We start from the raw sequence: 8580 nt of genomic DNA, 5'->3' as shown, positions 1-8580 counted from the left end.
ATAGCGCCCACGGGCCGCGCGGAGAGGGAGGTGGAATGGCGAACGACTGCATCTTCTGCCGGATCGTGGCGGGAGAGCTCCCGGCCACAATCGTCTACCAGGACGACGAGGTGACCGCGTTCAACGATATCAACCCCCAGGCGTCGACCCACGTCCTGGTGATTCCAAACCAGCACATCACGTCACTCAACCAGGCGGAGGAGACGGACCCAGTGCTCCTCGGCCGGCTGCTCCAGGTGGCCGCCAAGGTCGCGCGCGATGCCGGGCTGGCCGAGTCCGGCTACCGGGTGGTTACGAACACCGGGCCAGACTCCGGGCAGACGGTCTTCCATCTCCATTTCCACGTCCTCGGCGGCAACCGGCTGCGCCTGCCGCTTGGATGATCTGAGCGACCGGGACCGCAGGGGCGGCGACATCGTGCCGGTCCCGCTGTTCCCACGCGCGAGCCGGGGAACGGGACCGGCAGGATGCCGGCGTGCCTCGTGTCCCGCGAGGCATCGCCGATGTGGCGGCCTCGCGAGTACACTTATCCGTGCGGCAGACGGTGGATGTCCCGGGCGTCCGGGGTGGTTGGTGGGAAGATGCTGTACCGCTTCGTCTCGGGCGATGTCCCCATCACGATCGTGCTCTACCTCGTGTTCTGGCTCTGGGCACGGGGGCGGGTGTCGCTGCTGCGGCAGGTGGCGGTGCATGACACTCCGGTGTGGAACTGGATCGGCCGGTTCACGCTCGGGATCGTCCTGGCCTTCCCGGTGTGGGTCACGCTGTTCGACAACTGGCGCCAACTCCTGGGCTACGGGTACTCACCGGCGAAGCGATGGCAGAGCGATCCGTTCGATACCGCGCTAACGGCGGAGCCGATTCGCGGCATCACGGTGGCGCTGCTGGTAGCGGGGCTGCTCGGCTGCGCGCTGCTCTACGCCCGGCATCGGGGGAGTATCCCGCTGGCCGTGATGTGGGCCGCGATCGGGCTAGCCTGCATCTACTTCCTGAACCCGATCCGCATCCGGCTCGACGTCTACCTCTACGGCACGCAGGCGTCGCTGGCCGACCCGCGGCCGGTCGATGTCGGGTTCATCCTTTTCTGGGCATTGGGGTTGTACGCGCTGATCGCCGGGTTGCTCGCAGCCGGGGCGGCGCAACTCTTCGCCGTGGTTGCACTCCCGGTGCGCCTGGTCTACTGGCTGGCAACGCGCGGGCGGGTCGAGCAGGAGGCGCCGGTGTACCAGGTCTTCCAGCGCAAGGCGCAGGCGCTGCACGAACCCGCCGCTGGCGGTGAGCCCGGAGCACCCACCAACTCGGAGTCGGTGGGGTAACCGCCGCTACTCGTCGTCAAACTCGTCGTCGAACTCATCCTCATAGTCATCGCCGAAGAGCGAGAGGGGTCGCTCGCCGGGACCGCGGTCCGCACCGTGGCTGGAAGATAGGCCGCTCGACAACTCGCTGACGCGGAGTTCGGCCTGATCGAGCAGGTCGTTGCACCGGCGGACCAGTGCCACGCCACGCTCATACTCCTGCAGGGCCTGATCCAGCGACAGGTCACCCCGCTCCAGGCGCTCCACCACTTCGTTCAGCACGGCCACCAGGTCCTCGTACCCGGCGTCCGGCGGGACGACGTCAGCGAGCCATTCATCGTTGGGTCTCTGCGGGGGCGTGGACATGCTCCGCTCCTCTCGACGTTTCGACACTGCGCACGACGGCGCCGGCCTCCCCGTCGTGGAACTCCAGCGTCACCTTCTGATCAACCGCGAGGCCCTTGGCGCTGCGCAGCCGCTCGCCCGTTTCCCGGTCGAGCACGATGGCATAACCGCGTCGCAGGACACCCAGCGGGTGCAGCAGGTCGAGTTGCCGCTGGATCGCCTCGATCGCTGCGCGCTGGCTGGCGATGCGGCGGCGAAGGTGCTGGTGCATGATCTCGGCGCGGCTGTCGAGCCGCAGGCGCTCCTGGCGGATCAGGTTCTCCGGACCGTGCCGCTGGAGCCGAAGCGCCAACCCGTCCACCGTCTCGCGGCAGTCGCGCAGGAGGTCCCAGAGCGCGGTGTTGGCCCGGGCCAGCAGGCCGTTCACCTCGGCGGCCAGCTCGTTGATGTGCGGCGCCACAATCTCGGCCGCAGCAGAGGGGGTCGGGGCACGCACGTCGGCGACGAAGTCACAGATCGTGAAGTCGGTTTCGTGACCGACGGCGGAGATGACCGGGATGCGGCTGGCGAAGACGGCGCGGGCAAGCGCCTCGTCGTTGAAGCACCACAGGTCTTCCATCGAGCCGCCGCCGCGCGCGATGATGATGACGTCGACGTTGCCGTCGAGCTGCAATGCCTCGAGCGCGCGGATGATGGTGGGTGGTGCATCGTCGCCCTGCACCTGGGCCGGGGCCAGGACGAGCTCCGCCAGCGGGTAGCGGCGCCGCAGCACCGTCTGAATGTCGTGCCAGACGGCGCCGGTGGGCGATGTCACGACGCCGATCCGACGCGGGAGGCGCGGCAGCGGCCGCTTGCGCGACGGGTCGAATAGACCCTCCATCTCCAGTCGCCGCCGCAGCTCCTCGAACTGGAGATGCAGGAGCCCGGTACCCTCCGGCTGGATGAGGTCGACGTAAAGCTGGTACTGCCCGCCGGCCTCGTAGACCGAGACCCGGCCGTGGGCCAGGATGGCGTCGCCGTTCTCGGGCTGGAAGGTGAGCCAGCGGGCGTTCCCGCGGAAGAGCACGCAGCGGAGCTGGGCGCGCTCCGACTTGAGCGTGAAGTAGATGTGACCGGCCGCCGAGCGCACGAAGTTGGAGACTTCGCCGCGAATCCAGACGTCGCTGAGGATCGGGTCCGCGTCGAGCAGATCCTTGATGTAGGCGGTGACGTCAGCGACGTCGAGAATGCGCACGGCTGGCCCCTCTACGGCTAGGCGTGCGGCTTGATGCGCATCAGCGGGTGGCCGTACTCGACCGGCTCGGCGTCGCGCACCATGATCTCCACGACGGTCCCAGCCACGTCGGCCACGATCTCATTCATGATCTTCATAGCCTCGATGATGGCCACCGTCTGCCCGACCTCAACCGTATCGCCCACCTGAACGAAGGGCCGCTCACCCGGAGCCGGCGCCGCGTAGAAGGTGCCGATCATCGGCGAGGTGATGATGTGCCCCTCCTCGGCCGGTGCCGGATCTGCGGCCGGTTGGGTGGGCGTCGCCTGGACGAGGGCCTCGGCCGGAACGGGACCGGAAACCGCTGGCTCCTCACGGGCGGCCAACTCGATCTTCAGATCGCCCCGCTTGATTTCGAGCCGGCCGATGCCGCCCTCGCGCATGACCTTGACCAGCTCGCGGACGGTTGCCGTGAGCGCTGCGTAGTCGTCCGGCAGTTCCGTATGCGCCCCGTCCGGCGTGTCGGGATTCCTCGTCATCATTCAGGCCGCTCCACTCGCGCGCAGTGCGACTAGTTCACGCGCCCAAGATACTCGCCGGTCCGGGTATCGACCGTCACCACATCGCCCTCGTTGATGAAGAGGGGGACGTTGATCGTCAGGCCGGTCTCCAGGCGCGCGGGCTTGGAGCCGCCGGAGGCGGTGTCGCCCCGCACACCCGGCTCGGTCTGCTCCACGCGCAGGTTCACTGTCACCGGCAACTCGACATCGATCGGCTGGCCGTTGTGGGTCAGCAGGTCGATCGTCTCGTTCTCAATCAGGTAGTAGACCGCGTCCCCGAGCGTCTCCTTGTCGAGGGCGAACTGCTCGAAGGTGTCCACATCCATGAAGTGATACTGGCCCTCGTCGTTGTACAGGTACTGGACGCGCTGGCGCTCCAGCCGGACCGGCGTGAACTTCGAACCCGCCTGGAATGTCTGCTGGGTGATGGCGCCCGTGCGCAGGTTGCGCAGGCTGAGGCGGACGAAGGCGCTACCGCGGCCCTGTTTGACGTGCTGGAAGTCGACGACGCGCACCAGCTCGCCGTTCATCTCCAGCGTCAGGCCCTTCCGAAGGTCCCCAGTATCGATCATGCTGCCTCCATTGAATGCCGTTGGATGCCGTATACGAACGTCAGTCGATGCTCCGCTTGGCCGCGCGCGTCAGAATGCGGATGCCTTTGTCCTCAAGCACCCCGACGTCTTCAATGCGGACGCCACCCCACCCGGGGATGTAGATGCCCGGTTCGATGGTGACCACGCTGCCGGCCGGGAGCGGCTCCTCATTGCGCTTCGACAGCGCCGGTCCCTCATGGACCCGCACGCCGACCCCATGGCCCAGGGAGTGCCCGAACGCCTCGCCGTAGCCGGCCTGCTCAATCACGTCGCGCGCCAGGGCGTCCCCCTCGCGGCCGGTGATCCCCGCGCGGAGGCCGGCCTCGGCTGCCTCGAGCGCACGGAGCACGATCGGGTAGATCTCGCGCAGGCGGGAGTCCGGTTCGCCCACCCAGACGGTGCGGGTGAGATCGGCGCAGTAGCCGTCGACGCGGGCGCCCATGTCGATCACGATCGGCTCGCCCGGCTGAATCTGGCGGTCGCCCGGTTCGTGGTGGGGCAGCGCCGCGTTTGGGCCTGACGCAACGATGGTCGGGAAAGACGGGCCGCTGGCGCCGAGTTCGCGCATCGCGGATTCGAGGCGCCAGGCGATGTCGCGCTCGCGGTCGCCTGCCTGGATCGTGGCGGCGACCTGCTCGAAGGCGCGGTCGGTCACCTCGATCGCCCGGGCGATCTTCGTGATCTCGTCCGAAGTCTTGATCACCCGCATGTCGTCGACGAGCGTCCCGACGGGAACCAGCTCGACACCATCGCCCAGGCGCTCGGTCAGTGTGCGGTGATCCTGGTAGAGGATCGCCTTGTCTTCGAAGCCGACCCGCCGCACGCCCATTTCGGTGAGCAGGGTCGCGTCTGCCTCGGTCAGGCCATAGACACGGTCGAAGACCTCAAAGCCGGATGCCTGCTGCCGCGCCTGCTCGGAGTTGACGGTGCTGGTGACAAGGACGGCACGGTCGGCAGTGACGATGACGTGACCGCCTGACTCGTTTGGAGGGATGTCATCTCCGGTGTAACCCGTCAGGTAGTACCGATTTGACGGGTGGGTGATGACGATCGCGTCGAGGCCGAGCTCCGCAATCCGCTCACGGAGCACGGCAAGGCGGTCAGGCATCAGGCGTGGTCCCTTCTGCTTCGTACCGGTCCATGAGGTACCGCAGGGCGAGCAGGTAGCCGTCGGCGCCCAGTCCTGCGATCTGCCCGGTGACAACGGGGGCGATGACCGAGCGGTGGCGGAACTCCTCACGGCGGTACACGTTGCTGAGGTGCACCTCGACGGCTGGGGCAGCCACCGCCGCCAGGGCATCGCGCAGCGCGATGCTGTAGTGGGTCAGAGCCCCTGGATTGACGATGATACCACAGGCCACAGAGCCGCTGCGCTGGATCTCATCGATCAGCGCGCCTTCGTAGTTGGATTGCACGATGATCGTCTCGAAGCCGCGCTCGGCGGCGGCGTCGCGGATTCGCTGGTCGATCTCGGCCAGGGTCACCCGGCCGTAAATCGCCGGCTCACGCTGCCCGAGCATGTTCAGGTTGGGTCCGTGCAGGACCAGGATGAGCTTGCGCCGGTTCCGTGCGGACGTATCTGTCACCGAATCCACCCCTTGATACGCACTTCGTCGGTGCCGAGCAGGCCGAGCAGCACGACGTACGGCGTGCCCGCGTTCTCCGGATGGTATTCGAAACGGGCGCGCTCAAAATACTGCACCGTCCGCCCGGTGGCCGGGTCGGTGAACTCCTCCGATATCGGGTAGCCGGAGAGCGCCAGGGACTCTCGGAAAGAGACTCCGGGATCGCCGAAGTCCAGCCCGTGGCTGGTCCAGTACTCCCGGAAGCCGAAGCAGAGGCGATGGCCGGTCTCCGGGAAGAAGTCGCAGTTCGCATCAGGCGGGGTTGTTGCCGGGAGGGGGAGGAACGGCTCGGTGCCGAGCAGGCCGCGCCGCTCGGCCTCGGCCGCACCCAGGCGACCGAGCAGTACTTCGTAGACGGTGCCCGCGTTCTCGGGATGGTACTCGAAGCGCTGCCGCTCGAAGTACTGCACGGTGTAGACCTCGCCCGTGTCCCGGTTCGGCTCGCTGAACTCCTCGGTCCAGGGATAGCCGAAGACGGGCAGACCGCCGTTGCGCTCCCAGTATCCCTTGAAGCCGTAGGCGAGGGAGTGGCCGGTCTCCGGGAAGTAGACGCGGTCGGGCGTGGCCGGGAAGGGCGGCACGCGCGTGGCGGGCGTCGCCAACCGCGCGACCTCATCCCAGACGGCCGGGTCTTCGTGGCCGAGCCGCCAGAAGGCGAAGCCGCCGAGGCCTTCATCGAGCATCAGGTCGAGCTTGGCGCGGATGCTGGTGGCGTTTTCGTACCAGACCTCGTGCTGGTGCCCGTCGTCGTCCGTGTAGCGCAGCCACGGGGTTTGCTGCGTCGTGTCGTAGCCGCCCTGGGCGCCGGTCCGGGCCAGGAGCGCCTGCGCCTGGTCGTAGCGGACGGAGGTCGCCGGCCGCTTCTCCGTCACGTCCCAGTTGTAGCCGTACAGGGGCATGCCCAGCAGGAACGTTGCGGCGGGCATGCGGCTCTTGGTGTAGGTCACGACGTTGCGCACCCAGGGGAGCGGCGCGACGGGGCCGGGGCTGCCGCCGGCGTAGTGGTAGTCGTACGCCATCACGACGACGTAGTCGTTGATCGCGCCCAGCGCCTTGTAGTCGTAAGCGCCGCCCCAGGCCGTCGGTGCGTCGGAGGTGCGGGCGGCGATGGCCTGGGTGACGAGCTTGCCCAGCGGATGGAGTCGCTTGGCCAGCCGCTCCTGGAAGTCGGTCAGGAGCGCGGCGTCGCTCGTATTGACCGCCTCGAAGTCGATGTGGATGCCGTCGTAGTTGTTCTCCGTCACGAGGTTGACCAGGCGCTCGACGATGGCATCACGCTTCTCCGGCGTGGCGATGGTGTCGTGGAACGCGTCCCACTGGGGCACGTTCTTGATCATCGGGACGATCTTGACGCCGGCCTTGCGCATCACGCTCAGTGCCTCGGACTGGGAGAAGTCCTGAATCGTGCCGTCGGCGTTCAGGTTGTAGAAGTAGGGCGAGACGATGTCGAGCTGATCGACGTGGGCCTTGAGGGTGGCCAGCGAGGTCGGGTCGTAGGTGATGTAGTACCCCCAACGCACGGTCGCGGTGCGCGCGGCCGCCTCCCGCGGTGCAGGTACGAGTGCGGCGGCGAGTGTCGTTACCAGCAGAAGCAGAACTGCGCCCACGTGTGCCGCTCGGATTGAGCCGTGCTTGGCCATGTGCCACGTTCCCCTTCCCGTGTTGGCACCCGACACCCTGTGGCTTGCGGCCCGGCGCCGAGCACGCCTATCCGCGTGGGGCTACCTGTGCGCTGACCGCGGGGACGTAGACCTTGACCGGGATCGGCCCGTCCGCCCCCTCGATCTCTGCCTGCCCTGCAAACACGACGAGCGGGACGAGGAATTGTTGCGCCGCGGGCGACCCGGCCAGCGTATAGGCGAGCGACACGGAGGTCAGGCTGGCTGGCCCGGTGAGCGCCCCGTCGGACGTCGGCAACGCTGCGGGATCGATCTCGAGGTAGCCGCGCCCGGCGCGGATGTCGTTCCACAAATCTTCTGCAGAGCGAAGGCCGTAGTTCGACCGGCGCAGGGCCGCCGGCCACTGGATGTCGGCCTGGAGCACGGTGCCGTCGGCTGTGAGGGTCACCGACGCCTCCGGGGTGGCAGAGAGAATCCCCTGGGGTTCCACGGGCTTGATGGCGACGATGGCGCGCCCGGCGTCGTCGTCGCGCAGCCGCACGCTGCCCGGCCCGGCATCGGCACCGACCAGATGATGCTCAATGAGCCAGGTGCGTGCCGTCTCAATCAGGGCGTCGTCCCCGGGCAGGTTGGTTGCCCCGGACGAGTCGGGTGCGCTGTTGATATAGCGGACCAGATCGCTGGCGATGTAGAGGCTCCCGTCGGCGGTGCGGAAGCTGCCCCCACCCTGGTCGACGACCTCGCTTTCGATGCCGAGCGAGGCGGCGAGGGCCTGCACTTCGTCGAGCGTCCAGGTGCGGTGCTCCAGTGCGTAGACGGGCGCCTCGGTCGGGACGAGTTGCAGGCTCAGATCGAGGCGGTAGTCCAGGGTGATCGGCCTCCGCGCCGAGTTGCCGCTGGGCATGTCCGGCGCCGGGAGGTCGCCGAATTCTCCGACCACCGGGGTCGGCGTCGGCTCGACGGTGGGCGTCGGCGGCTCCGGCGTCGGCGTTTGCTGAACCTCCGCCTCCTGTTCGGTCGTTGGCTCCGCGCTCGGCGCTGCGGTCGGTGTCGCGACGCCGAGTGCTGCGGTGGGCGACGCGTTGGTGGTCGCAGCCGTCGGTGACGCGGCCGGCGGTTCCGCCTTGCTGCGGCTGTTGAGGATGAGCACGCCAACGATGGCGAGCACGATCACGATGAGGATGACGGACAGAATCAGATTGAGCCGGGTTACGGCGCCGCGGCGCGCCCCTCGCCGATTCGGTCCCTGTGCCATTCCCCCCACTTCCCAGACGCGGGCGGGCGCCCGGCCCCCCGGCGCCCCCGCCGGCGGCACCAGCGGACTGTATAT

Annotated in this window: 10 protein-coding genes; 2 read left to right on the top strand and 8 right to left on the bottom strand. The window is 68.0% G+C overall.

Annotated elements, in window-relative coordinates:
• Positions 1 to 35 precede the first annotated feature (35 nt).
• Together IRZ30_RS13260 and IRZ30_RS13255 are read left to right on the top strand one after the other, a co-directional pair.
• Positions 36 to 383 (top strand): histidine triad nucleotide-binding protein, encoded by a 348-nt coding sequence (locus tag IRZ30_RS13260; RefSeq protein ID WP_294085862.1) that lies wholly within the window; start codon positions 36 to 38, stop codon positions 381 to 383.
• 165 nt (positions 384 to 548) lie between these two features.
• Positions 549 to 1316: a hypothetical protein gene (locus IRZ30_RS13255; protein WP_294085860.1), complete on the top strand. Its 768-nt coding sequence runs from the start codon at positions 549 to 551 to the stop codon at positions 1314 to 1316.
• A 6-nt stretch (positions 1317 to 1322) separates the two neighbouring features.
• Here the strand turns inward: IRZ30_RS13255 and xseB are convergent, their stop codons facing one another.
• From xseB to IRZ30_RS13215, 8 genes are all read right to left on the bottom strand, one after another.
• A complete protein-coding gene (gene xseB / locus IRZ30_RS13250; protein ID WP_294085858.1) occupies positions 1323 to 1661 on the bottom strand; it encodes an exodeoxyribonuclease VII small subunit in 339 nt (112 codons plus the stop codon).
• Positions 1630 to 2874, bottom strand: a complete 1245-nt coding sequence (xseA, locus tag IRZ30_RS13245) for an exodeoxyribonuclease VII large subunit (protein WP_294085856.1) — start codon at positions 2872 to 2874, stop codon at positions 1630 to 1632. The genes xseB and xseA overlap by 32 nt, the downstream gene beginning before the upstream one ends.
• 17 nt (positions 2875 to 2891) lie before the next feature.
• On the bottom strand, positions 2892 to 3395 hold the full coding sequence (gene accB / locus IRZ30_RS13240) for an acetyl-CoA carboxylase biotin carboxyl carrier protein (protein WP_294085853.1): 504 nt from the start codon (positions 3393 to 3395) through the stop codon (positions 2892 to 2894).
• Positions 3396 to 3424: 29 nt separating this feature from the next.
• Complete coding sequence (efp, locus tag IRZ30_RS13235; protein ID WP_294085851.1) at positions 3425 to 3985, bottom strand: elongation factor P; 561 nt, start codon at positions 3983 to 3985, stop codon at positions 3425 to 3427.
• Positions 3986 to 4025: 40 nt separating this feature from the next.
• Positions 4026 to 5114, bottom strand: coding sequence for an aminopeptidase P family protein (locus IRZ30_RS13230; RefSeq protein WP_294085849.1), 1089 nt, complete (start codon positions 5112 to 5114; stop codon positions 4026 to 4028).
• Entirely contained in the window at positions 5107 to 5592 is a 486-nt protein-coding gene (gene aroQ / locus IRZ30_RS13225) for a type II 3-dehydroquinate dehydratase (RefSeq protein ID WP_294085847.1), read from the bottom strand. The genes IRZ30_RS13230 and aroQ overlap by 8 nt, the downstream gene beginning before the upstream one ends.
• The gene (locus IRZ30_RS13220) at positions 5589 to 7271 is read right to left on the bottom strand and encodes a glycosyl hydrolase family 18 protein (protein WP_294085845.1); all 1683 of its coding nucleotides are present in this window, start codon (positions 7269 to 7271) and stop codon (positions 5589 to 5591) included. Before IRZ30_RS13220 ends, aroQ begins: the two co-directional genes overlap by 4 nt.
• Positions 7272 to 7338: 67 nt before the next feature.
• A complete protein-coding gene (locus tag IRZ30_RS13215) occupies positions 7339 to 8505 on the bottom strand; it encodes a hypothetical protein (protein ID WP_294085843.1) in 1167 nt (388 codons plus the stop codon).
• Between the last annotated feature and the right edge of the window lie 75 nt (positions 8506 to 8580).

Source organism: Sphaerobacter sp. (assembly GCF_019683595.1).
Taxonomy (GTDB): domain Bacteria; phylum Chloroflexota; class Chloroflexia; order Thermomicrobiales; family Thermomicrobiaceae; genus Sphaerobacter.
The sequence above is the reverse complement of the archived record's forward strand: the minus strand, read 5'-3'. Positions and strand labels throughout refer to the sequence as shown.

What these genes read in the sequence shown, in the direction of transcription:
- IRZ30_RS13260 (WP_294085862.1), top strand. Translation starts at nt 36, where the DNA reads ATGGCGAACGACTGCATCTTCTGCCGGATCGTGGCGGGAGAGCTCCCG.
- IRZ30_RS13255 (WP_294085860.1), top strand. Translation starts at nt 549, where the DNA reads ATGTCCCGGGCGTCCGGGGTGGTTGGTGGGAAGATGCTGTACCGCTTC.
- xseB (WP_294085858.1), bottom strand. Translation starts at nt 1,661, where the DNA reads ATGTCCACGCCCCCGCAGAGACCCAACGATGAATGGCTCGCTGACGTC.
- accB (WP_294085853.1), bottom strand. Translation starts at nt 3,395, where the DNA reads ATGATGACGAGGAATCCCGACACGCCGGACGGGGCGCATACGGAACTG.
- efp (WP_294085851.1), bottom strand. Translation starts at nt 3,985, where the DNA reads ATGATCGATACTGGGGACCTTCGGAAGGGCCTGACGCTGGAGATGAAC.
- IRZ30_RS13230 (WP_294085849.1), bottom strand. Translation starts at nt 5,114, where the DNA reads ATGCCTGACCGCCTTGCCGTGCTCCGTGAGCGGATTGCGGAGCTCGGC.
- IRZ30_RS13220 (WP_294085845.1), bottom strand. Translation starts at nt 7,271, where the DNA reads ATGGCCAAGCACGGCTCAATCCGAGCGGCACACGTGGGCGCAGTTCTG.
- IRZ30_RS13215 (WP_294085843.1), bottom strand. Translation starts at nt 8,505, where the DNA reads ATGGCACAGGGACCGAATCGGCGAGGGGCGCGCCGCGGCGCCGTAACC.